This window comes from Microvirga solisilvae (genome assembly GCF_022808595.1).
Lineage (GTDB): Bacteria > Pseudomonadota > Alphaproteobacteria > Rhizobiales > Beijerinckiaceae > Microvirga > Microvirga solisilvae.
The window spans coordinates 39,107-61,190 of sequence record NZ_JAKUCN010000010.1 but is presented as its reverse complement, the minus strand read 5'-3'; the positions used below and the strand labels follow the sequence as shown (position 1 = coordinate 61,190).

Annotated in this window: 19 protein-coding genes; 6 read left to right on the top strand and 13 right to left on the bottom strand. The window is 62.1% G+C overall.

Features of this window, described 5'->3' with window-relative positions; genetic code table 11:
• The first annotated feature begins 104 nt into the window (after positions 1 to 104).
• From MJ639_RS16790 to MJ639_RS16775, 4 genes are all read left to right on the top strand, one after another.
• On the top strand, positions 105 to 626 hold the full coding sequence (locus MJ639_RS16790) for a hypothetical protein (RefSeq protein ID WP_243375287.1): 522 nt from the start codon (positions 105 to 107) through the stop codon (positions 624 to 626).
• Between the two features lie 250 nt (positions 627 to 876).
• Positions 877 to 1,602 (top strand): PRC-barrel domain-containing protein, encoded by a 726-nt coding sequence (locus MJ639_RS16785; protein WP_243375284.1) that lies wholly within the window; start codon positions 877 to 879, stop codon positions 1,600 to 1,602.
• A 302-nt stretch (positions 1,603 to 1,904) separates the two neighbouring features.
• Positions 1,905 to 2,141, top strand: coding sequence for a hypothetical protein (locus MJ639_RS16780; protein WP_243375280.1), 237 nt, complete (start codon positions 1,905 to 1,907; stop codon positions 2,139 to 2,141).
• A 31-nt stretch (positions 2,142 to 2,172) separates the two neighbouring features.
• Positions 2,173 to 2,721: a hypothetical protein gene (locus MJ639_RS16775; protein WP_243375277.1), complete on the top strand. Its 549-nt coding sequence runs from the start codon at positions 2,173 to 2,175 to the stop codon at positions 2,719 to 2,721.
• A gap of 72 nt (positions 2,722 to 2,793) precedes the next feature.
• Here the strand turns inward: MJ639_RS16775 and MJ639_RS16770 are convergent, their stop codons facing one another.
• Entirely contained in the window at positions 2,794 to 2,988 is a 195-nt protein-coding gene (locus tag MJ639_RS16770; protein WP_047192288.1) for a con-10 family general stress protein, read from the bottom strand.
• 566 nt (positions 2,989 to 3,554) lie between these two features.
• On the opposite strand from MJ639_RS16770, the gene MJ639_RS16765 reads away from it, so the two are divergent.
• On the top strand, positions 3,555 to 3,977 hold the full coding sequence (locus MJ639_RS16765; RefSeq protein WP_243375275.1) for an HIT family protein: 423 nt from the start codon (positions 3,555 to 3,557) through the stop codon (positions 3,975 to 3,977).
• A gap of 41 nt (positions 3,978 to 4,018) precedes the next feature.
• Here the strand turns inward: MJ639_RS16765 and glpK are convergent, their stop codons facing one another.
• The 4 genes from glpK to MJ639_RS16745 are packed head-to-tail and all read right to left on the bottom strand — an operon-like array spanning position 4,019 to position 8,997.
• The gene (gene glpK, locus MJ639_RS16760; RefSeq protein ID WP_243375272.1) at positions 4,019 to 5,515 is read right to left on the bottom strand and encodes a glycerol kinase GlpK; all 1,497 of its coding nucleotides are present in this window, start codon (positions 5,513 to 5,515) and stop codon (positions 4,019 to 4,021) included.
• Between the two features lie 18 nt (positions 5,516 to 5,533).
• A complete protein-coding gene (locus MJ639_RS16755) occupies positions 5,534 to 7,054 on the bottom strand; it encodes a glycerol-3-phosphate dehydrogenase (RefSeq protein ID WP_243375269.1) in 1,521 nt (506 codons plus the stop codon).
• Between the two features lie 54 nt (positions 7,055 to 7,108).
• Positions 7,109 to 8,341 (bottom strand): MFS transporter, encoded by a 1,233-nt coding sequence (locus tag MJ639_RS16750; protein ID WP_243375267.1) that lies wholly within the window; start codon positions 8,339 to 8,341, stop codon positions 7,109 to 7,111.
• A 20-nt stretch (positions 8,342 to 8,361) separates the two neighbouring features.
• Positions 8,362 to 8,997 carry an HAD family hydrolase gene (locus MJ639_RS16745; protein WP_243375265.1) on the bottom strand — a complete coding sequence of 212 codons (636 nt, stop codon included), beginning with the start codon at positions 8,995 to 8,997 and terminating at the stop codon, positions 8,362 to 8,364.
• Positions 8,998 to 9,825: 828 nt separating this feature from the next.
• Between MJ639_RS16745 and MJ639_RS16740 the strand changes: the two genes are divergently transcribed.
• Positions 9,826 to 11,316, top strand: a complete 1,491-nt coding sequence (locus MJ639_RS16740) for a DEAD/DEAH box helicase (protein WP_243375263.1) — start codon at positions 9,826 to 9,828, stop codon at positions 11,314 to 11,316.
• Between the two features lie 75 nt (positions 11,317 to 11,391).
• On the opposite strand, the gene MJ639_RS16735 is transcribed toward MJ639_RS16740, so the two are convergent.
• From MJ639_RS16735 to MJ639_RS16700, 8 genes are read right to left on the bottom strand one after another with little or no spacing between them, the layout of a single operon-like run.
• The gene (locus MJ639_RS16735; RefSeq protein WP_243375259.1) at positions 11,392 to 11,781 is read right to left on the bottom strand and encodes a VOC family protein; all 390 of its coding nucleotides are present in this window, start codon (positions 11,779 to 11,781) and stop codon (positions 11,392 to 11,394) included.
• Positions 11,782 to 11,792: 11 nt separating this feature from the next.
• Positions 11,793 to 12,953 carry an ABC transporter permease gene (locus MJ639_RS16730; RefSeq protein ID WP_243375256.1) on the bottom strand — a complete coding sequence of 387 codons (1,161 nt, stop codon included), beginning with the start codon at positions 12,951 to 12,953 and terminating at the stop codon, positions 11,793 to 11,795.
• The gene (locus tag MJ639_RS16725; RefSeq protein WP_243375254.1) at positions 12,950 to 13,969 is read right to left on the bottom strand and encodes an ABC transporter permease; all 1,020 of its coding nucleotides are present in this window, start codon (positions 13,967 to 13,969) and stop codon (positions 12,950 to 12,952) included. Before MJ639_RS16725 ends, MJ639_RS16730 begins: the two co-directional genes overlap by 4 nt.
• Complete coding sequence (locus MJ639_RS16720) at positions 13,966 to 15,849, bottom strand: ABC transporter substrate-binding protein (RefSeq protein WP_243375251.1); 1,884 nt, start codon at positions 15,847 to 15,849, stop codon at positions 13,966 to 13,968. Before MJ639_RS16720 ends, MJ639_RS16725 begins: the two co-directional genes overlap by 4 nt.
• A 14-nt stretch (positions 15,850 to 15,863) precedes the next feature.
• Complete coding sequence (locus tag MJ639_RS16715; RefSeq protein WP_243375248.1) at positions 15,864 to 17,729, bottom strand: ABC transporter ATP-binding protein; 1,866 nt, start codon at positions 17,727 to 17,729, stop codon at positions 15,864 to 15,866.
• A 22-nt stretch (positions 17,730 to 17,751) separates the two neighbouring features.
• A complete protein-coding gene (locus MJ639_RS16710) occupies positions 17,752 to 19,689 on the bottom strand; it encodes a glycosyltransferase (protein WP_243375245.1) in 1,938 nt (645 codons plus the stop codon).
• A complete protein-coding gene (locus tag MJ639_RS16705; protein ID WP_243375242.1) occupies positions 19,671 to 20,813 on the bottom strand; it encodes a glycosyltransferase family 4 protein in 1,143 nt (380 codons plus the stop codon). Before MJ639_RS16705 ends, MJ639_RS16710 begins: the two co-directional genes overlap by 19 nt.
• Entirely contained in the window at positions 20,810 to 22,081 is a 1,272-nt protein-coding gene (locus MJ639_RS16700; protein WP_243375238.1) for a glycosyltransferase, read from the bottom strand. The genes MJ639_RS16705 and MJ639_RS16700 overlap by 4 nt, the downstream gene beginning before the upstream one ends.
• Positions 22,082 to 22,084: the final 3 nt, after the last annotated feature.

Sequence of the window (22,084 nt, the reverse complement as noted above, 5' to 3'; positions counted from 1 at the left end):
TCCCACCTTTTTTCTTGGAATATCCTCTCGTGGGAGGCCAGGAACCTCACAGATAGGGTCGCGTTGTTGTCTCGAATGGTTCAGCTAGGATCCAGGAGGCGGCGATGCTCCTCAGTGCCACCAGATTGTGTGTTTTGACCGGGGCCGCCCTGCTTGCCGGGGGCATCGCTTTCGCGGATTCGGGGATTGATGCTTCGCAGCTTTCCCAGGCCTTCAAGAATGCTTTGCTGCAGGATCGTATCGCATCCAAAGGGGACCGTCTGGCAGTTTCGAAGCCGGCCGAGCATCCGGCCAGCATTTCCATCGTCGAGATCGTCGGTCTTTCCCGCGCCACAGTCATCCTTCGGGACAGCAATGGCGAGGTCCTCTACCGGGCTGATCCGGGCTCTGGCGTGACGACGATCTCCAAGAATACGGAGCTTCCTGTCCTGACGGTGAAGGAAGATGCCTACAGCCCTGCCGTTCAGCATCCTCCCGTGATTACGCGCGAAGGCAGTGAGGAGCCGCGGAAGATCAAGCGCCAGCCCCCGGTAGGTTGTCTTGACGACGTCAGCCCCTTGGCAAGTGCCGCCAAAGGCAGGATGCCGAGCATGTGTCTTGCTTCTTTAGGGCATTCTGTTTCGTAGAGAGTGCCTCACGTCTCAGAGTTGATGAGAGGGCTATAGGTTTATGCTTAGTGTGATGTGTCTAATCCATGATTGGAGTGCTCGTTTGAGCGTATATGAATAAGTATTCATCCTAGATGTATTTTTTAAGCGCATCATCACTAATCTATGAAGTGGCCTGAAAAACTGGAACGTCCAATTGTTTGGCGCGTTTAATCTCAGCGCGATTTGGCGCACTTCGCGATTCTAAAGACATGAAGGAGAAAATCCGATGCTGAAGAAGCATATGGCGGCTTGCCTTGTCGTGACGGCTTTCGCGGCTGCGCCCGCCCTCGCTCAAACCTCGCCTTCCGCTCCCACCGACCGCCCGACGGCATCGGGCTCGGGGGCCGCTACCTCGGGTTCGCCAGCCATGCAGCCCGGTGCTTCCAGCGCTCCGTCGATGGGTTCTTCCTCAAGTTCGACGACTATGAGCCAGAGCGGCGGTACTCAGGGCCAGTTCATGACCCAGATGCAGCAGGGCCAGATGATGGCTTCCGATCTCATCGGCACCCGCGTCGTCAGCACGAACAATGAATCCATCGGTGACATCAACGATGTTATCGTGGATCGCAACGGTCAGGTCATGGCCGCCGTAGTTGGCGTCGGCGGCTTCCTTGGTATCGGCGAAAAGGACGTGGCCGTTCCGTTCAACTCCCTGGAATTTGCCACTGCCCAGCAGGCGAATGCCATGGATCGCAGCAATAGCGGCAACAGCAATAGCAATGTAACGACCACCGGCTCGACTGCCACAGGCAATACGACCGCCGGTTCCACGAACATGTCGGCTGGCAACACCGCCGCCTCGGCTTCGGATAATCAGCCGGAGCGTGTGGTTCTTCGCATGACCAAGGCTGAACTGCAGGCGGCTCCCGCTTTCAGGCAGAACGGCGATGACAACGCAAATCGTTCTAATGCCGGCACGACCGGCACCACGACGACTGCTCCCAAGCAGTAAGAGGCACACTTTATCTGCCGATCTGCGGCGTCCCGGTTCTGCCGGGGCGCCGTTTTTCATGGGCAAGAGGGGATAGCCAAAACAAAAGGCGCAGCCACGAATGACTGCGCCCTGTAAGGTGCCGGCTCAAGGGGGCATTCGAACCGGTTGCTGACATAACGCCCAGCGCAGGAGGGGGTTCCAAAATATTTTCATCGAAATTCGAAAGCGTTTCCTGGGTAGATGTGGACGAAGTTTCCCCAAGTGGAGGAACCGGGCCGTTCTGGGCACGTTGCCAAGCCAAGAATGATGCGGAGGCGACGATGACTGCCACGAACGAATTGGATGCGGCCCTGTGCCAGGAGGAGTTGCCGGACGAGTTTTCGCGGCTCGCTTCGAGTTCTTCGCCGCATGAGAAGCAGAATATGGCTTGGATGCTGAGTGGGATCGTCTCGACCTGCCAGCAGGACGAGGTGACATGCCCTCTGATGCTGCGGCGGCATCTGGTAGTGCAGGCTTGGTCGCGTGGCGTCAGCGCTCCCGTTCAACGGAATCTGTAAGAGTTCCTATCATTTCAGGTTTGTTTGATTGATGACCGAACTATCCTTAATCCCGATTGCGCACGATCCCGTTGCCGTTCTTTTCCATCCCAGTGCCGTGCCGGTCATCGATGTGTTCCGCTCGATCGGAAGCCTCGACGATCAATATGATCTCGCTCTCCTGGATGGTCCTGAGCAAAGCTTGTCTTCCTATGTGGCTCCAACCGCGGCCAAGGGCATCGTGTCGGATGTGCTGCTTCTGGCCTTTGCTCTCACGCGGCAACGGGGAAGGGCTTTCGGCCATCGGCCGCTGCGGTCCCGGCAAGGGAGCCTCGATGAATATTGCCTGATGGCCCTGGTCGGGGCGACGCGCCGGAACGACATAGAGGTAGCACGAGAAGCCTCCGCTATCCTCTGCATCTCACCGCTCGATCTTCTGTCGGCCCTGGCTGGGGAACTAGGGCGGCAGATGGAACTCGGCACTATCGTCTTCCCAGTGCCCGATTTGTTGGAATTCCGGGCTGTGACTGGGATCAGGGGTGGTTCGATGGATGCCATTGTCGAGGCCTTCAACGGGCCGGAGCGGCATTTCAGCTTCTGATACTTCTCTCTCTACCAGACAGAAGAAAGGGGCCGTCGAACGGCCCCTTTTCCCAAATCGGGGAATGCCCGATTATTCCTGATTGCCGCGAGTATTGCCTGAGGCCTGTCCGCCCTTGCGGCCGGCTTCGGAGGCGAGTTCTCGATCCTGCGAGAAAGAACGCTTCTCTGCGGGAACACTCTTGCCGCCTTTGCTTGCAATTTCGCGTTGGCGATCCGAATCCATGGACGCGAAACCGCGCTTAGAAGTGGAACTACTTGGCGCCATCTTATGCCTCCTTGATCAATGATGTTCGTGCTTGAACAACCGCTCGCAAATTCGATGGTTCCGAAGGGGAGGTGGGAACCTTTGCAAAAAAATCCATGAAAAAGATGACGAAGATAAGAGGCCGTCTCAGCTTTGGCATCCGTGGCCAAATAATGGCCAAGACTTGCTCCTTAGAAACGTGAATAATGGCGGCATCAGACGCGTTGGAAATCGGAAGGTATGGATGATTATATTTAAGAAGTTAGCATGTTTACAGGCGTCTTATTGAGCGTCGCCTGAGTCTTGAGGGGCTTTCCGCAAGTCTCTCGACTGTCTATGGCATCGCATAAATAAGAATGATGCAGCCGCAATATTCAGAGAACGACATGATGCGACAATAAGCCGGTTCAGGTTAGACTCGGTAATTGCATTGCCGCTCTCGTGATTGACTGAAACCTGAAATTGCCCCTGACGGATGCTCTTCCTGTGAAATCATGAGCTCAGGCTGCACAGACATGCCGCGCGGGAGTGATTGCCTGGATGAGCCGGTGTATGAATGCCCCGAGCCATGTTCATGAGAGGGCGGAATGACCTACGACGACAACAATGTGTTCGCAAAAATCCTGAAAGGCGAGTTGCCGTGCCACAAGGTCTATGAGACCGAGCATGCCCTGGCCTTCATGGACATCATGCCCCGTGGCGACGGCCATGTGCTGGTCATCCCCAAGGCGAAGGCCCGCAATATCCTGGATGTGAAGCCCGAGGATCTCGCTGAACTCTCGAAGGCGGTTCAGGTGGTGGCGCGGGCTGCGAAGGATGCGTTCTCTGCCGATGGTCTCACGATCCAGCAGTTCAACGAGAGCGCGGGCGGGCAGGTGGTGTTCCACCTGCATTTCCATGTCATTCCGCGTTTCGAGGGCGTGCCGCTCAAGCCCCATACGGGCGAGATGGCGCCCAATGACGCTTTGGCGGGGTTCGCCGAGAAGATCCGAGCGGCCTTCAAAGTCTGATCGGGATTGAGAAAAGGCGGCCCTGAGCCGCCTTTCTTCTTTTAGTCCGCCCAGTCGAGGGAGCGTGAGACGGCCTTGTCCCATTCCGCGTTGAGGCTGCTGCGGCGGCTTGCTTCCATGGCGGGGGTCCAGCGCTTGTCGATGGACCAGTTGCGCACGAGTTCGTCCGTGTTCGCCCAGAAGCCGACGGCGAGGCCCGCCGCATAGGCGGCGCCGAGAGCTGTCGTCTCGATCACCTTCGGGCGCACCACGGGCACGTCGAGAATGTCGGCCTGAAACTGCATGAGCAGTTCGTTGACCACCATGCCGCCATCGGTGCGCAGCTCCTTGACCGCAATGCCAGTGTCCTTCGCCATGGCCTGCAGCACTTCGCGGGTCTGGAAGGCCGTGGCCTCGAGCGCCGCGCGGGCGATGTGGGCCTTGGTGGCATAGCGCGTGAGACCGCCGATCAGACCGCGGGCATGAGAGTTCCAGTGTGGCGCATAGAGTCCTGAGAAGGCCGGCACGATGGTGACGCCGCCATTGTCCTCGACGCTGCGCGCCAGGGTCTCGATCTTGTGGCTTGCCTGGATGATCCCGAGATTGTCGCGCATCCATTGCACGAGAGCGCCTGCGATCGCGATGGAGCCTTCGAGTGCATAGACCGGTTTCGCATCGCCGAACTTGTAGCCCATGGTCGTGAGCAGGCCGCACTTGGACGGGTAGGGCGTCTCGCCGGTGTTCATGAGCATGAAGCAGCCGGTGCCATAGGTGTTCTTGGCCTCGCCCGGATGGAAGCAGGCCTGGCCGACGAGGGCTGCCTGCTGGTCGCCGAGAATGCCGGCGATCGGCACTCCCGCCAGATTGCCCTTGGCGATGCCGTAGACCTCGCTCGACGACTTGATCGCCGGCAGGCAGGCGCGGGGGATGTCGAAGAGACGAAGGATTTCATCGTCCCAATCGAGGGTGCCCAGATTCATGAGCTGCGTGCGACTGGCATTGGTCACATCGGTGATGTGGCAACCGTCGTTGACGCCGCCCGTCAGGTTCCAGACGAGCCAGGTGTCGATATTGCCGAACAGCACGTCGCCGGCTTCCGCCTTTTCGCGGGCGCCGGGGACGTTGTCGAGCAGCCAACGCAGCTTCAGGCCGGAGAAGTAGCTCGCGAGCGGAAGACCCGTCTTGGCACGAAGGCGATCATGGCCGCCGTCCTTCGCGAACTCGTCCACGATGGCGTCGACGCGGGTGTCCTGCCAGACGAGCGCGTTGTGGAGCGGTTTGCCGGTGCGACGGTCCCAGATCAGCGTGGTTTCACGCTGGTTGGTGATGCCGATGGCGGCGAGGTCCTGAGGCTTCAGGCCCTTCTTCGCCAGCGCGTCCTGGATCACGCTTTGCGTGTTGGCCCAGATCTCGAGCGGATCGTGCTCCACATAGCCGGGCTTGGGATAGATCTGTTCGTGCTCTTTCTGTCCGACGGAGACGATGTTGCCCGCCTTGTCGAATACGATGAAGCGCGAGCTCGTCGTGCCCTGGTCGATAGCGCCGACATAGGTGGCCATGATCTCTCCCTGACGTTCTTATTGTGCTGCGATCGATGCTGCCTTTTGCGTGGCCATGTAAGCATCAATCTTGGCCGCAGCGCCAGCCGGAACGTGGAGGCCGAGCTTGGAGCGGCGCCACAGGACGTCTTCCGCCGTGCGCGCCCATTCGTGGCGCATGAGATAGTTGATCTCCGCAGCCGTCAGGCCCGCGCCAAAATCCTCTCCGAGATCGGCCATCGACTTGGCATCGCCCAGCAGTTCCAGGATGCGCGTGCCATAGGCGCGCGACAGACGGTAGGACATCTGCTCGGGCAGGAACGCCCAGCGCTGGCGCACGGTCTTGAGGAATTTGTCGAAGTCAGCGTCGATGATGTCGCCGCCCGGCATCTTGGCGGCTTCCGTCCAAGAGCCTTTCATGTCCGGGAAATAGGCCTTCAGCTCTTCGAGCGCGTGCTCCGAGAGCTTGCGGAAGGTGGTGATCTTGCCGCCGAAGATCGACAGGACCGGCGCCTGTCCTTCCGGCGCGTCCATGTCGAACACGTAGTCGCGGGTCACGGCGGAGGCGTTCGACGAGCCGTCGTCGAAGAGCGGGCGCACGCCCGAGTAGCTCCACACCACTTCCGCCGGCGTGACCTGCTTCTTGAAGAAGTGGTTCACGATGTTGCAGAGGTACTGCACCTCGTCGGCGCTGATCTCCACCTTCTTGTCCGGCACGGACTCGACCGGGATGTCGGTGGTGCCGATAAGCGTGAACTTCTCCTGGTAGGGGATCGCGAACACGATGCGCTTGTCCGTGTTCTGCAGGATGAAGGCCTGCTCCGTGTCGAAGAGCTTCGGCACGACGATGTGGCTGCCCTTCACGAGGCGCACGTTCTTCGTGGTGTTGAGGCCGAGCTTGGCATTGAGAACGTCGGCCACGAAGGGGCCGCCCGCATTGACGATCACCTTGGCGCGCACGTCCTGCGTCTCGCCGGTCTCGGTGTTCTGAAGCGTCGCGACCCAGATCTTGCCTTCGCGGCGGGCGGACGTCAGCTTGGTGCGCACGCGGATGTCGGCGCCCTTCTCGAAGGCGTCGAGAGCGTTCAGCGCCACCATGCGGCTGTCCTCGACCCAGCAATCGGAATAGACGAAGGCGGTGTCGAAGCCGGGCTTCAGGCCTTCGCCGGCCGGGTGCTTGGTGAGCTTGATCGTCTCCGTGCCCGGCAGCTTCTTGCGCGGCGCGAGATGGTCGTAGAGGAAGAGGCCGAGGCGTACGAACCAGGCCGGGCGGATGCCCTTCTCGTGCGGCAGGATGAAGCGCAGCGGCCAGATGATGTGCGGCGCGGAATTGAGCAGGCGCTCGCGCTCGAACAAGGCCTCGCGGACCAGACGGAACTCGTAATATTCCAGGTAGCGCAGGCCGCCATGGATCAGCTTGGTCGAGGCGGAGGAGGTGTAGCCCGCCAGATCGCCCTGCTCGCAGAGCACCACGGAGAGGCCCCGGCCCACCGCATCGCGCGCGATGCCCGCGCCATTGATGCCGCCGCCAACGATGAGAAGATCAGTTACTGCCGTCACGGAACGAGTCTTTCTTCAAAACCAAGCAATTGAGACCCTGAGCAAATGAGTTCTTTAGCCGCCTAACGCAAGCGAATTTTCGGGGTTTTCACGTCCCTTTTGCAACAAAAGCACGGCTAGGAAGAAAGCCAGCGCGCAGAAGGACATGCCTAAGCACAGGATCATGACCGACATGTAACTGCCCCACCACGCCCAGAGGGCCCCGAACAGGAAGGGGGCTGCGGCCGTGGTCAGGCGGACGGGCATGGCGATCATGCCCTGGACCGTGCCGTAGCTCTCGCGCCCGAACAGCTCGGGCGGCAGGAGGGCGCGGACGATGGTCATCATGCCGTTGGAGGCTCCGAACAGCATTGCGAAGGCCGCCACCAGCCAGGAGCCGGGCGGGAGCAGGGGCAGGAGCCCGAAGGCGAGAACGCCGAGGGCCAGGGTCACGATGCCCGTTCCCTTCATACCGAAGGCACGCTCGCCGAGCGCCATGGTCATCCGCCCTGCCACCTGGGCCGGGCCGATGATCGAGAACGCAACCACGGCCATCTCGAGAGTAAAGCCCTGCTCTGTGAGAAGCGGGATCAGATGGATCGGCAATCCCGCAGCGATCAGGCCCTGGAGAACGGAGCAGGCTACGAAGCACCAGAAGGACGCCTTCAGCAGCACGCGCCGGGCATTGGCCGGGGTAGGGCGGGCCTCTCCGCTCTCATGATGGTGCGACGGCTTCAGGGCCGGCGGAATGAAGACTGCATGCACGACGGCGCAAATGAAGAGGTTGAAGGCAGCGAGCACCAGAAGCGCATCGCGCCAGCCGAGATATTCGATGAGCAGATGGGTGAGGGGGATGAAGAGCGTGCTGGCGAAGCCCCCGACCAGGGTCATGAAGGTGATGCCCCGACGGGTGAGAAAGCCGAGCCTGCGCGCCAGAACCGCGAAGCCCGGCTCGTAGAAGACGCAGCTCATGGAGAGGCCGAAGGCGGCCCAGATGAGGACGAAGAGCGGATAGCTCTCGACCCGCGACCAGAGCACCAGGAGGATGGCGGCGAGAACCGAGCCGCCCGTCATGACCAAGCGGCCATAACCGAGGTCGATCAGCCGCCCCACGGGAACGGCGAAGAAGGCGGAGGTGCCGAGTGCCAGCGAATAGGCCGCTGTCAGCTCGGACTTGCCCCAGCCGAGGTCCCGGCTCATCGGCTCGATGAAGAGGGCGAAAGCGTAGAAGATCGTGCCGTAGGAAATCAGCACGGTCAGGGACAAGGCGGAAACGAAAGCCCAGGGCATGCGGGCGGGAGTGGACATGATGGCCTTTCAATCGGCTCCTAGAATTGAAGCCTGAAGCCTCCTGAAGCTTCCCTGAATGCCTCGATCTGGCGGAAGTCGGCGATCCAGCTATCGGCGAGATGAGCCAGGTGGTTCGAGGGGCCGATCCCCACCACCTTCGCGCCCGCTCCGCGTCCGGCTTCCATGCCGGCCTGCGCATCCTCGAAGACGATGGCGTCGGTGGGATCGAAGCCCAGGATTTCGGCAGCTTTCCGGTAGCCTTCCGGATCGGGCTTGCTGCGCGACACGTCCTCGGCGGCAATGAAGGTCTCGGGCTGCGGCAAGCCTGCGGCGGCCAGCCAACTTTCCGCGAGGGGGCGGTTCGCCGAGGTGACGATGGCCCATTCATGCGGCTCCAATTTGGAAAGGAATTCCTTTGCTCCCGTGACCGGCTTGATGCGGTCCGTGCCCAGGGCCGCCTGCTCGTTGAACCAGGCCGTCTCTGCCTCAAGGTCGATGCCTTCAGGGCCGAAGAGCTTGACGGTCTGGATCGCCTGCCGCCCATGCGACTTGGCGAGGACGGCATGGCCATCGATCCCGTGCCTTGCGGCCCAACGATGCCAGATCTCCTCGATCACCTCCGTGGAGTCGATCAAGGTGCCGTCCATATCGAACAGGAAAACTTTGCCCCGCATGGCGTCCCACATGTGCTTATTCCCGGCTCAGGTCCGGGTTTCGTGTCGTGCGGCCCTTTATGTCAGGCCTTGAGGTCGGCGGCTAGGTCTTTAGCCGGCACAGGGATGGCGGATTTATTGTCAAAGAGCGGGCAAAGGCATGGGGGAGTGACCTCGCGGCGTGGATCGCCCGAGGTATGGGGTGAGGGAGACGCGAGAGGTCGTCCGGTTCGCTATGGAATGTGTGAAGAACCTGACGGCCCCTCGCGTACGGTTCTTTTAGGCGTTCATCGTGTCTTGCAACGATGGGCCTCCCGGGCCGGCTTGCGAGACCGAACCAGGACCGTTCCCGGCTCCATCGATCACGACGCCTCGCGAGCGCGCCCCTCATCGAGCCAGGACACCAACACATATAGCCCAGCTTAGGACCAAAGTCAAGAACAAAAGCGGAACATACCTCGTATGGCGTCATCCCGGACGGCGCAGGCGAGCCGGGATCGCTTGACGAGAAGGGTGCCTTATTCTGCCAACGATCCCGGGTTCTGCTCCGCAGCCCCGGGATGACTGCCACAGGCGAACGCGCCCTCAGCCCAAGCGGTTTTCATTGACATTACGCCACGCAACCCTCATATGACCCGTACGGCGTCAGCGCTCCTTGAGAGCCGCTTGAGCGGGACTGCGTGACGGAAATTCGCATCTAAGCGAAAGCCCGGTCCCCTTCTTCAATCGCTTGACCCATACGACGACCCCATCACGCGGGTTGTCGCCTTGAGAGCCCTGAAGCGCCTTAGCTTTACAAACAAGCCGAACCAGCTTTGCGGCTCACCGCATCCGTTCGAAAGATACACTTTGACACTCTTTACCGATTTCGGATTGGCCCAGCCGATCCTGAAGGCCTTGTCCGCTGAGGGCTATGAGAAGCCCACGCCGATCCAGGCCCAGACCATTCCCTATGCCATGGAAGGCCGCGACGTGTGCGGCATCGCGCAGACCGGCACCGGCAAGACCGCTGCCTTCGCGCTGCCGATCCTGCATCGCCTCAACGCGAACCCGAAGCCGCGCAAGCACAAGAGCCCGCGCGTTCTCGTGCTGAGCCCGACCCGTGAATTGTCCGGCCAGATCGCCGACAGCTTCAAGGCCTATGGCCGCAACCTGCGTCTCACCACGGAAGTGGTGTTCGGCGGCGTTACCATCTCCCGCCAGGAGAAGGCGCTGGCGAACGGCGTCGACGTTCTCGTCGCTACGCCGGGCCGTCTCATCGATCTCGTGGATCGTAAGGCGCTGTCGCTCCGCGACATCGAGATCCTCGTTCTCGACGAAGCCGACCAGATGCTCGATCTCGGCTTCATCCATGCGCTGAGGCGCATCGTGACGCTGCTGCCGAAGGAGCGTCAGAGCCTGTTCTTCTCGGCCACCATGCCGAAGACGATTTCGACGCTCGCGGATTCGTTCCTGCGCGATCCGGCGCATGTGGCGGTGACACCCGTCGCCACCACCGCCGAGCGCGTGGAGCAGAGCGTGATCTTCGTGCAGACGAACCGCAAGCAGGTGCTGCTCGAAACGCTTTTGCGCGATCCGAGCATCGACCGCGTGCTCGTTTTCACCCGCACCAAGCATGGCGCAGACAAGGTCGTGCGCGGCCTCGACAAGGCCGGCATCTCGGGGGCCGCCATTCACGGCAACAAGTCGCAGCCGCAGCGCGAGCGTGCGCTTGCCGGCTTCCGTGACGGCTCGTGCCGCGTGCTCGTCGCCACCGATATCGCCGCGCGCGGCATCGACGTTGAAGGCGTGACCCACGTCATCAACTACGACCTGCCGAACGTGCCGGAATCCTACGTCCACCGCATCGGCCGCACGGCTCGCGCCGGTGCGACGGGTCTCGCGATCTCGTTCTGCAACGACGAGGAAAAGGCGTACCTGAAGGACATCGAGAAGCTGACGCGCCTGAAGGTGCCGGTCATGCCGCTGCCGGAAGGCCTGCCTGCTGCTTCCGCTGCTCCTGAGCCTGCCGAGCGTCGCGAGCACCAGCGTGGTCGTCCTGCGCCGCATGCGCGTGGCCACAAGGGCCACGGCCAGCCGCGCAACAGCGATCCGAATGCCGAGAAGGGCCCGAAGCGTCGTCGCGGTCGCGGCGGAAAGCCGGGTGCTGGTCAGCAGCAGGGCGGTCATCCGTCCGCGAACAATCAGCAGCGTCCCGCGCAAGGCCAGAAGCCCGCACAGGGCCAGCGCCAGCAGCAGCCTCAGCGCGCCGCACAGGGCAAGCCCGCACAGCGCTCGGAAGGACGTCGCGGTGATGGCGCTCAGGTGGCATGGCTCGAAAAGAGCCCGCGCCGTCGCTGATCGAGCACGACATGAAATGAAGAAGGCGCCCGAGAGGGCGCCTTTTTTGTTGCGTGCTTCAATTATGCGAAGCGTTCAGTAATTCCCGACATTGATGATGTTGCCATCGGGGTCCTTGAACCATGTCACGCGCATGCGGCCCGAGACATGGATATCGCCTTCGAGCGTGGTGCCGGGCATGTCGTAATGCTCGAAGGTGACGCCCTTTGATTTGAGATCGGCGACGATGGCGTCGAGGTCATCACCGACGGGCCATGTGACAGCGGTCGCTTGGTTGGTACCTGCAAAAGCCGATTCATAGACGATGATGGTCGAAGAGCCTGCGCGGTAGGCCTGCACACCGCTCTCCTCGGTCTCGATGGGTTCGAGGCCGAGTTTCTGTTCGTAGAAAGTTCTCGCGCGGGCGAGATCCTTCACCGGAACGGTTGCAAGGGCATCCTTGGTCGCAAGTTTTGAGGTGGCCACGTCACTCTCCGTCAGTGATAAGGATCGGCCGCGTCGCGCAAGCCGTCGCCCATGAAGTTGAAGGCGAGGACCACGATGATCACCGGCACCATGGGGAAGAGCAGCCAGGGATGCAGCTGCACGGCAGCGAGATTCTGCGCTTCGTTGAGCAGCACGCCCCAGCTCGTGACGGGCGGGCGAAGGCCGAGGCCCAAGAAGGAGAGGGCGGTCTCGCCGAGGATCATCGATGGGATCGAGAGCGTTGCGGAGGCGATGAGGTGACTCATGAAGTTCGGGATGAGGTGGCGCGCAATGATGCGTTGCTTGGATGCCCCCATCAGTTCGGCCGCCTTCACGAAATCCTCTTCGCGCAAGGCGAGAAGTTTCGAGCGCACGGCGCGCGCCAAACCCGGCCAGTCGAGCAGGCCGAGAATGATGGTGATGCCGAAGAACACGAGGACCGGGCTCCAATTCGCCGGCAGCGCCGCCGAGAGCGCAAGCCATAGGGGTAGCTCCGGCAGAGAGCGCAGGATCTCGATCATGCGCTGGATCACGTGATCCACCCAGCCACCGAGATAGCCCGCAAGGCCGCCGAATAGCAGGCCCAGCGCGAAGGATACCGCGATGCCGATGATGCCGATGGTGAGCGAGATGCGCGCGCCGTAGATGATGCGCGAGAAGAGATCGCGTCCGAGCCGGTCGGTGCCGAGGATGAACATCGTGCCGTTCTCAGGCGGGCAGAACAGATGTACGTTCGTGCGCACCATGCCCCAGAACTCGTAATCGTCCGCGCGGCAGAAAAAGCGGATCGGCTGCGGCTGTGACCTGTCGACGGTATAGACGCGCCGGAATGTTTCGAGATCGAAGCTGAATTTGTAGGGATAGACATAAGGCCCGACAAAGCGGCCCTCATGCATCAGGTGGATCGCCTGCGGCGGCGCATAGAGAAAGTCGCCGTGCCGTTTCGTCTGGTTGTAGGGCGCGATCATCTCGACGAAGGGCACCATGAGGTAGAAGGCGAGCAGCACGAAGGCCGCAGCCAGAGCCACCTTGTGGCGGCGGAATTTCCACCACATGAGCTGCCAGGACGAAGCGCGGTAGAAGTTCTCGTTCTCCGTTCCGATGGGCTCCGTTGTGCCCGGATCGAAGGGCGATGGATCGACGTAATGGCCCGTGCGCAGCAGCGTGTTCATCGTGCGCCTCCCATGCGGATGCGGGGATCGATCCAGGCCAGGAGGATGTCGGAAATCAACATGCCGACCACGGTGAGCACCGCGACGAACATCAGAATGAAGCCGGCGAGGAACTGGTCCTGGTTCTTCAGCGCGCCGAGCAGGATCGGGCCCACGGTCGGCAGGCTCAGCACCAGCGAGACCAGCACCGATCCGGAGACCAGATGCGGCAGAAGGTTGCCGATATCCGCGATGAACGGGTTCAATGACATGCGGAAGGGATATTTCAGAAGCGCCTTGGTCGGCCCGAGGCCCTTGGCCTTCGCCGTCACGTAATACTGCTTGCCGAGTTCATCGAGCAGGTTCGCGCGCATGCGTCGGATCATGGCGGCTGTTCCCGCCAATCCGATCACGATGGTCGGCACGATGAGATGCGCCAGGAAGGACTGGATCTTCGGCCATGTCCACGGCTCGCCTGCATATTGCGCGTCGTAGAGACCACCGATGGAAATGCCGAACCACCGGTTCAGGTAATAGAGCAGGATGAGCGCGAGCAGAAAGCTCGGTGTCGCAAGGCCGATATAGCCGATGAAGGTCGCGAAATAATCGCCGAGAGAATATTGCCGCGTCGCCGAATAGATCGCGATGGGGATCGCGACGATGTGGATGAAGATCACGGCGGCGAGATTGACGAGAAGCGTCAGCCACAAGGCATCGCCCACCACGTCCACCACCGGCTTGTCGTATTCGAACGACCATCCCCAATCGCCCTGAAGCAGGCCGGAGAAGCCGTTGGGGCCGGGCATCACGCCGAGCCAGATCAGGTACTGCTCCCAGGCGGGCCTGTCGAGCGCGTATTGCTTCATCAGGAATTCCGCCTTGGCGATGGACGCGTTGTCGTTCTGCGCCCGCAGCTCGAAGATCAGGTTCGAAAGGTAGTCGCCCGGCGGAAGCTTGATGATGAAGAAGACCAGGGCCGAGATGATGAGCAAGGTCACGGCCATGGTGACGAGGCGACGCAACAGAAAGCGGATCATCGGCTTGCCTCTTTGCCTGCGGCCTTGTTCCAATGCACCTCATCGATGCGGTAGATGCCGAGCATGGCCGTGGGCTCCCAGGAATAGAGCGCTTTCGCGGGCAGGCCCTGCAGGCCGTTGCGGACGACGATAGGCTGCAGCGCGCCTGCCACGGTGCCGATCACCCATTGGTTCTCGGCATGGTTGCGCAGCATTTCCTTCCAGACCTGCGTCTGAGCCGCCTCGTCGCCCGTCGCCATCCATGCATCGTAAAGCTCGGAAAGGCGCTTCGCCTCGGGCAGGTCGATGGCCTCACCGTTCATGCCCTTGGTCTCGATGTACTGTCCCCATTTCGGCCAGGCGTAGTTGTCCTGTCGCATGGGCGCGAATTCCGTCGGCGGCATGATGGCGGTGGGAACGGCGTTGTCGAAGCCGGGAGCGGCAACCATGATCGTCAGTCCGGAGAAGGCGCGGTTGCGCATGACCGTGCGGTCCTGCGGCTTCACGAAGAGCCGCACGCCGATCTCGCGCCAGAATTCGCCGATCAGGGTCAGCCCATCCACCACGAGACTGCTCTCGCCATCCGTCTCCACGATGATCTCGAGCTCGCGTCCATCCGGCAGCAGGCGGAAGCCCGCGCCATTGCGCTTCGTGAGACCGATCTCGTCGAGAAGGCGCGAGGCCTCTGCGGGATCGTATTGCGCATTCAGGTCGCGGAACTCTTCCGAGAAGAGGGGGCTTTCAGGCACAACGGTGTTGTTGCCTTCCGTGCCGAGGCCGAAGAGCAGGGCATTGTTCAAGGTGTTGCGGTCGATGCCGAGCGACAGGGCGCGGCGGAAGCGGACATCGCGGTTGAGCTGACGCCAGACGGGATCGACCGCATTGAGGTTGGGATAGAGCGCCAATTCGGTGCCGCGCGCATAGGGCCAGATCAGCGTCTTGTAGCCGTGGATCTTCTCGCCCTCCTTCAGCACCGGAATGTCGCTCATGGAAAGGCCGCGGAACAGGATGTCCGTTTCGCCCGCATTCGCCTTGGCGGCGAAAAGGCCGCTATTGGCCACGTCCATGACGATGCGGTCGAGATAGGGAAGCTGGTGTCCCTGCTTGTCGATGCGGTGGTAGTACGGATTACGCTCGAACACGAAGCGGTTGGCGGGCGCTGCGTTCGTCACGCGCCAGGGCGTGAGGGCCGGCAGGTCGGGGTTCGTCTGCTCCTTCATGTCGTCCATGCGGTTGTGAAGGGCTGCCCAGGATTTCAGCTTCTGCTTCTTCGCCTGCTCTTCGAGCGCGGCCTTGTCCGCGTATTTCGCATGAAACTGCTTGAGGTATTTCGAGGCCCGGTAGATCGCCGGATCGAGCGGCCCTGCAAGCTGCGGCAGGAAGCGCGGGTTCGGCTTGTCCCACGAATAGCGAATGGTGCGCTCGTCAATGATCTCGACGCGCGGCGGCTTTCCGTCCACCAGCATGAACTCGGGAGGACCTGCGGGAGAGAGGTCCTTGTTGAGCGCCATGTCTTCCCAATAGTAGCGGAAATCCTCGGCCGTGAACGGCGTGCCGTCCGACCAGCGATGGCCTGCACGGAGCGTGAAGGTGAAAACCTGATCGTCCTGATTGTCGAATTTTTCGAGCAGGTCGGGCTGAAGCTGGAGGTTTCTGTCGTAGCCGATGAGGCGCGTGTAGGAATAAGTCGAGATGTAACGGATGTCGCGGGCGCGCGGCACGAGAGTGACGACCTCGCCGCCCTGCTGGCCCGCCGCCTCGACCACGAGGGGAGTCGACGGGACGCGCTCTGCGATCGGTGGAAGCTTCTTCGCATGATCCTTGAAGAAGGGCGTTTCCTGCAGATCCTGCGCTGCTGCCGGCAGGGCGAGAAGGCTGAATGCGAGGACCAGGGATTTCATTCGAAGCCTCATCATCATGCTGCCTCCTGCGCTATTGCCCGCCCGAAGCGGACTTTGTGGCCGGGCTCGATTTCCCGCATCATGCCGAACTCGCCGTCAGGGATGCGGAAAGGCTCTGGCCATTCGGAAGGATTGGAGAAGCGGTCCGCCCGCAGCTTCGCGAAATCGAGAGGCCGGTCGATATCCGGATCCGGCACGGCGGCGAGCAGCGCCTGCGTGTAGGGATGAACCGGGTTGCGGAAGAGCGAGGATTTTGGCGCTTCCTCCACGATGTATCCCCGGCACATCACGGCGATGGTGTCGGCGATGTAATCGACCACCGCGAGATTGTGCGACACGAAGAGATAGGACAGGCCGAGGGCCGATTGCAGATCCTTCAAGAGGTTCAGAACCTGCGCCTGCACCGAGACGTCGAGAGCCGATACGGGCTCGTCGCACAAGAGCACGCGCGGTTCCAGCGCGAGCGCCCGTGCGATGCCGAGGCGCTGGCGCTGTCCACCCGAGAAGGAATGCGGATAGCGGCGTAGCGAACGTTGGTCGAGGCCCACCATGTCGAGCAGTTGTTTCACCCGATGATAGCGCTCGTCCGGCGTGCCGATATCGTGGATGCGAAGCGGCTCGGTAAGAAGCTCGTAGACCGTCATGCGCGGATTGAGCGACGAGAACGGGTCCTGGAAGATGAACTGCACCGAGCGGCGATAGGCGGTCAGATCGTCGCCTTCGAGGCGATGCACGTCCTTCGGTCCCGTGCCGTCGTCGAACAGCACGCGGCCCGCATCGGGGGCGAGCGCGCGCATGATCATCTTCGAGACGGTGGTCTTGCCGCAGCCGGATTCGCCGACGAGGCCAAGAGTCTTGCCCACGGGCAATGCGAGATCGACCTCGTTCACGGCACGGATCATGCGCGGCTTGCCGAAGAAGCGGCGCGAGCGGAGCGTGAAGCACTTCGTCAGGCCCTCGGCCTTCAGAATGGGCCCTTGAGGCTCGGTGCGCGTGGGAGCATGGACGCGGGAGAGGGTTGCGCTTTTGACCTCGCGGATCGGCGTCAGCCGCTCGTTCTCCGCCATGGCGAAACGCGGCACGGCGCGGATGAGGGCCTTCAAATAATCATGCTGCGGATTGCGGAAGATATCCTCGCGCGAGCCCGCCTCCATAACGCGGCCGCGATACATCACCACCACGTCGTCGGCGACATTGGCCACCACGCCGAGATCGTGCGTGATGAGCAGCACGGACATGCCGGTCTCGGCCTGAAGCTCCTTGATGAGATCGAGGATCTGGGCCTGTGTCGTCACGTCGAGAGCCGTGGTGGGCTCGTCCGCGATGAGAAGAGAGGGCCGCGTGATCAGGGCCATGGCGATCATGGCGCGCTGGCGAAGGCCGCCGGACAACTCGAAGGGATAGTTGCGCAGCGCCCTTTTCGGGTCCGGAAAGCCCACGCGGGCCAGCACTTCCATGGTGCGCCTGAGGGCCTCGGCCTTGCTCACATCGGCATGGATGAGGAGCGCTTCCGAAATCTGGTCGCCGATGGTGTGGAGCGGCGAGAGCGAGGTCATCGGCTCCTGGAAGATCATGGCGATGCGCCCGCCCCGGAGCTGGTGCATGGCCTCGCCCTCGGGCTTGAGGGCGGCGATGTCGACCGGCGCCTGCAGGGTCGGATCGTTGAAGATGATGGAGCCGCTGGTGATCCGCGCCTTCTTCGACAGGATCTGGAGAATGGCCTGCGCCGTAACCGACTTGCCCGATCCGGATTCGCCGACAAGCGCTACCGTCCTGCCCTTCGGAATATCGAAGGACAGGCCATCGACCGCCCGGAAATCCCCGGTATCGGTATGGAAATCGACCGTCAGCTGACGGATCGACAGGAGAGGCGCTTCCATCAATGTCTCCATCAGATCTTCATCATAACGCATCAAGCCTCGGCTGTGATCCTGCCTCGCTTAAGAACGCTTCGTCGGGGCGCAGAAGAGGAACCTCCAAAAGGGCAAGCTGCATCAAGAGTTGCTCGCAGAAGGACCAGATGGCCTCGTCATGAACCAGGTGATGGGTCAGAAGCCCGATGGGCTCGTCCCTGTCGGCCTCGCCCTTGATCCGCCGGTCGATGGCAGAGGCCAAGCTGTCGATGAGAAGAGCCGGATCGGCCAGGCTTCGCGTGCCGCGCCAGTCGATGGGGTCGATATGCGTGTTGACCTGCAGAAGGCCTGGAGCAGGCGAGGCCGCCTTGCGGTCATTGAAGGTCGAGAGCCCGATGAATCCTGCGCCTGGCAGGTGCTGCGCCAGTTGGGGGGAGATCCGGTTCCAGGGCGGGACAAAGACCGGAAGCAGCCGAGACCCAAGCCTCTCCCTCGCCAGATGCAAGCCGCGCTCCGCTTCCCGCGCCATCACATCGATGCGCCTGTGCGCTCCGAACTCCGCCTTTTTCTGATCGAGGGGAGCGTGATTGCCATGGGCCCAGCCGTGGACCAGGGCAAAGGCCGTATGCTCTCCCTTGAGCCGCATGCCGAGCGAGGGTTCGATCTTGCGGGGGATGACGGCGAGTGCGATCCCGGCTTTCGCGCGGCTCACCAACGACAGCAGGCGATCAAGCTGGGGCGTATCGGCCACCGCATCGTCGTCCCGCCACCACAGCCCGACCGGGCAATCATTGTCCTTCGCCCGCTCCAGCGCCTGCTTCACCGGCGACCAGTCGAAGGAGCGTTGGAGGGCAGGGCGGGCGAGGAGCAGGCTTTCCGCAATGGAGACGCTTTCGCGCGCGCCGTCGAGCGAGACGGGTGGCAACGTCACCGATGCGTGCGAGAGGCCGCGCCGCACGGCATCAGCGAGAGTCTGAGGTGATAGCGTTTCCTCAAACACGATCTCGGCGAGGCCGAGAGCTTTCAGCCGTTCCGCCCGCAGGCGCTGCTCGGTCTCATGGCCTGCCTCGAAGGGTACGAGAACCGATTTGACGTTGCTGCGCAGAAGATCGACCGCCGTGTTGTAGCCGGCCTGGCTGATGGAGAGTTCAGCTTGCGCCAGAAGGCTGCGGAAATCCGGCCGCGCACGCTCGACCAAGGCATGCGCGGGCGCATTGGCTTTGAGCTCTTGGAACGCCGCCTCCTCGACGCCGCGCCCGACCAGGATGCGCCATTGTTTGTCGGCCATCTCGCGCGCGGCGGCGATGGCTGCGCGATAGAGCGGCAGGCTGGCAGTACTCGATCCGCCGGAAACGAGAATGCCTTTGCGTTCTCCGGGCTGCATGGGCTCCGGATTTTCGTCCACATATCCCGTGTAGCGGATGAGCGGGCGGATGCGCTCGTCGACGGGCCACGTGGCCTCCAGCGGCACGATGGCCGGATCGCCGTGTACGAGGATGCCGTCGTAATTCTCGACGAGGCGCGCATGCGCTTCCTCGATGCGCTCGGGCTTCGGCAATGCGAGGATATCGCGGATGGAGCAGAGAGTGCGGGGACGCGGATTCATGCGGCGAGCGTCCGCGATCAGCATCATGAACTCGTCCGCGAGCACACGGCGGCCGAAAGGAAAAAGCTCGGTGATGACGATGTCCGGGCGCGCCGCTCTCAAAGTATCGAGCAGAAGGATTCTGCGATGCGCCAAGCGGAAATTGTCGACCGGGCGGCCATCCTCATCGAGCAGCGTCTTGAAGTCCGTGCCGATGGTGCGCACGGGCGGCAATTGCACGAAGGTGAGGCGGTCGAGACCTTGAGGTTTCGCTGCGCTGCCGCCCGACACCAGCGTCGTCTCATGGCCTGCCTGCGCAAAGGCGCGCGCCAACGCCGCTGCCCGCGTGAGATGACCTGCGCCGAGAAGGTGGGTGACGGCGATCAGAACGCGCAAGCCCATGCTCCTCGTGACAATGTGAGGGACGACAAGGCATAATGCAGGCGTTCAGCGGCCCGGTCCAGGAGGCGTTCCTCGCCGATGAAGCGCTTTGCTTCCAGGCCCAAGCGTCGAAGCTCCTCACGGTCCTTGAGGCATCTGCGTAATGCTTGAGCGAAAGCCTCAGCATCGCCCGGCGCGGTAAGCATTCCCGTTTGGCCATGCTTCACCACGCTCGCCACGCCGCCGAAATCGCCGGCCAGAACAGGGCAGCCGAAGAACTGGGCTTCCAGAAGCACCATGCCATAGGCCTCGTTCACAGCGGGCCAGACGAAAAGATCGGCTCCTTCGTAATAGGCCGCCAGATCCGCTTTCCGTTCGATCTTTCCTGCAAAGCGCACGCGATTGCCGAGCGGCGAGAAAAAGCGCTCCACCTCCGCCTTCGCCTCGCCGTCGCCGACGATATCGAGCGACCATGACAGGTCTGTGATCCGGTCAAGCGCCTGGCTAAGGATGCGATAGGAAGCGAGCTTGTCGCCTTCCCGCATCATCGCAACGGTCAGGAGCTTCGGTGCGTCCTGATTGCGCCGGGAAACGGGCTCGGGCCATTCCTGCGCATCGATGAAGGGCGGCAGGTCGATGAGGGCTTGATGAGGCGGTCGCGACGCTTCCAGCGCCTTCCGGTCCTTGGCCGTCATCACGAAGATCGCATCGGCCTGATCGAGCGCTTCTTCCGCCCCTTCGTGAGCGAACGCCCATGGACCGTGTGCGCGCTTGGCTGCGCGCGATCCTTCCGCGATCACGTAGGGAATGTTCAGGGCCTTACTGACGAGAGGACCGATCCAGTCGGGCGCTTTGTAATAGACGTGGTAGGTGAACCAGAGCGCCGGTTGCTGCTCCTCCGGCAGCGCGCGGTAATGCGCGATGAGGCGGGAGGCTTCCGCGAAGGATTGCTGTTTCAGGTTTTCCTGGACACGCCTGTCGCCGTGCCTGTCGAAGGTGCGGATCTCGCTGGCGAGATGCGGTGCGAAGCCGGCAGTGTCGAGCGCTTTCATGAGCAAGCGCGCCATGGTGCGATCGCCCGAAGGAAGAGGATGGTTCGGGCTCTTCAAGGGGGCATAGAACGCGACAGGCTGCTTTGCGCTCACACCGGCTCCGGTTCTTTCAACGGGAGGCCGACAAGCGCGCGAAAGCGCGCTTCCAGCTTGTCGATGCCTCCATCCATGGAGAAGTCCTGGCGCAGGCGGCGATAGGCTGCCTCGCCCATGCTCTTCCGCCGTTCGGGCTCGCGCGCGATGAGATTGAGCGCGTTCGACAAAGCCTCCCAATCGCCGGGCGAAACGAGAACGCCCTCGACGCCGCTGCGAATGAATTCTGGAATGCCCGCGAAATCCGTGGCGACGGCGGCAAGGCTTTGACTTGCGGCTTCCATGATCACATTCGGCAAACCATCCTGATCGCCGGATGCGGCTCTCTTGGACGGCAGCACGAAAACATCGGCTTCGCGCAAGAGCGCGATGATGTCGGGTTGGGCTTTCGCGCCGAGGAAGGCGACCTTGTCGCCGATGCCGGCCTGCTGCGCCTGTTTCTTCAGGCTGCTCAGCAACTCGCCGCCGCCCACATGCGCGAAGCGCCAATGCAGATCGACCGGCAACGATGCGAGCGCCTGGATGAGATCGCCGTAACCTTTCTTCGCCACCGCACGCCCCACCGAGACGATGCGCACCGGATCCATCGGGTCACTGCCGTCGCGCATCGGGCGCTTTTCGGGCGGGGCGGGAAAACGCGACAGGTCGAGGCCGTGATAGACGAGGTTTACGCGACCGGGTGCGGACAAGGCCTGCAGGTTTTCCGCACCATGCGCGGTGCAGGTCACGCCCCAGAGCGCTTCCTGCATCTTCTCGCGCTTCTCCCAATCAGGCGTCGTCCAGATATCCTTCGCATGGGCCGAGAAGCTCCAGGTGCGTCCGGTGAGAAGAGCCGCGTAGCGAACGACAGATCCCGGCGTGTGGAGATAATGCACGTGCAGATGCTTCACCTCCGCCGGCAATTCGCGCGCCATGGCGAAAGCCTGGCCCAGACGGCGCACGCGGTTGGCGGTGAAGTCGCGCTTGAGATCACGCCAGAAGGCCTTGAACGTCGCGCTAAAACCCTTCTGCCCCAGGCACCAGAACAGGCCCTTCAGAACACGCAGCGGTTCTTCGTAGAGATATTCCGGCAGATAGGTGACGCGCGCCTTGATCTTCTTGTTCATGGGATGCACGGCGCGCTCCGTGGGATGGCGGAGTGACCAGATTTCGAGATCGAGGCCGCGTGCTTCGAGGGCGAGGATTTCCTGTGCGATGAACGTTTCGGAGAGGCGCGGATAGCCTTTCACGACGACGGCGATCCGCTGGGCTGTGGCTTGAGGGAGCATGGG

What these genes read in the sequence shown, in the direction of transcription:
- MJ639_RS16725 (WP_243375254.1), bottom strand. Translation starts at nt 13,969, where the DNA reads ATGATCCGCTTTCTGTTGCGTCGCCTCGTCACCATGGCCGTGACCTTG.
- MJ639_RS16765 (WP_243375275.1), top strand. Translation starts at nt 3,555, where the DNA reads ATGACCTACGACGACAACAATGTGTTCGCAAAAATCCTGAAAGGCGAG.
- MJ639_RS16750 (WP_243375267.1), bottom strand. Translation starts at nt 8,341, where the DNA reads ATGTCCACTCCCGCCCGCATGCCCTGGGCTTTCGTTTCCGCCTTGTCC.
- MJ639_RS16720 (WP_243375251.1), bottom strand. Translation starts at nt 15,849, where the DNA reads ATGAAATCCCTGGTCCTCGCATTCAGCCTTCTCGCCCTGCCGGCAGCA.
- MJ639_RS16715 (WP_243375248.1), bottom strand. Translation starts at nt 17,729, where the DNA reads ATGGAAGCGCCTCTCCTGTCGATCCGTCAGCTGACGGTCGATTTCCAT.
- MJ639_RS16790 (WP_243375287.1), top strand. Translation starts at nt 105, where the DNA reads ATGCTCCTCAGTGCCACCAGATTGTGTGTTTTGACCGGGGCCGCCCTG.
- MJ639_RS16730 (WP_243375256.1), bottom strand. Translation starts at nt 12,953, where the DNA reads ATGAACACGCTGCTGCGCACGGGCCATTACGTCGATCCATCGCCCTTC.
- MJ639_RS16710 (WP_243375245.1), bottom strand. Translation starts at nt 19,689, where the DNA reads ATGGGCTTGCGCGTTCTGATCGCCGTCACCCACCTTCTCGGCGCAGGT.
- MJ639_RS16700 (WP_243375238.1), bottom strand. Translation starts at nt 22,081, where the DNA reads ATGCTCCCTCAAGCCACAGCCCAGCGGATCGCCGTCGTCGTGAAAGGC.
- MJ639_RS16785 (WP_243375284.1), top strand. Translation starts at nt 877, where the DNA reads ATGCTGAAGAAGCATATGGCGGCTTGCCTTGTCGTGACGGCTTTCGCG.
- MJ639_RS16775 (WP_243375277.1), top strand. Translation starts at nt 2,173, where the DNA reads ATGACCGAACTATCCTTAATCCCGATTGCGCACGATCCCGTTGCCGTT.
- MJ639_RS16745 (WP_243375265.1), bottom strand. Translation starts at nt 8,997, where the DNA reads ATGCGGGGCAAAGTTTTCCTGTTCGATATGGACGGCACCTTGATCGAC.
- glpK (WP_243375272.1), bottom strand. Translation starts at nt 5,515, where the DNA reads ATGGCCACCTATGTCGGCGCTATCGACCAGGGCACGACGAGCTCGCGC.
- MJ639_RS16770 (WP_047192288.1), bottom strand. Translation starts at nt 2,988, where the DNA reads ATGGCGCCAAGTAGTTCCACTTCTAAGCGCGGTTTCGCGTCCATGGAT.
- MJ639_RS16780 (WP_243375280.1), top strand. Translation starts at nt 1,905, where the DNA reads ATGACTGCCACGAACGAATTGGATGCGGCCCTGTGCCAGGAGGAGTTG.